Source organism: Larkinella sp. C7 (assembly GCF_006149005.1).
Classification (GTDB): domain Bacteria; phylum Bacteroidota; class Bacteroidia; order Cytophagales; family Spirosomataceae; genus Larkinella.
Genome location: NZ_VBSL01000306.1, coordinates 1 through 303, shown reverse-complemented (window position 1 = coordinate 303; position 303 = coordinate 1). Strand labels below are relative to the sequence as shown.

1 protein-coding gene is annotated in these 303 nt (G+C 50.2%); it reads left to right on the top strand.

The features are described from left to right. Positions 1-28: 28 nt before the first annotated feature. Positions 29-303, top strand: a 275-nt coding sequence (locus FH871_RS35530) for a biotin transporter BioY (protein ID WP_229317801.1), incomplete at its 3' end; no start/stop codon positions are given.

Genomic DNA, 303 nt, shown 5'->3' with positions numbered 1-303 from the left:
TCCAATTGTCTTACAAAACCTTGGGGTCATGTTAGCAGGTTGCCTGCTAGGCGGGAAAAAGGGGAGCCTATCTGTCCTTCTGCTCTTTTTAGTCGGCTTGGTCATCCCCGCTTTTTCTGGTTTTTCTACGACCATTAAAGTTTTGATTGGCCCGACAGCTGGCTATGTCTGGGCTTGGCTCTTTGTTCCTCTGCTGATTAGTTGGGGAGTCACCCATCTACCCAAAGGAGGAGCGCTAGCCAGATTTATCGTCATCTGGCTAGCCGGAGTCCTCCTTGTTGACCTGCTAGGCGGGCTATATTT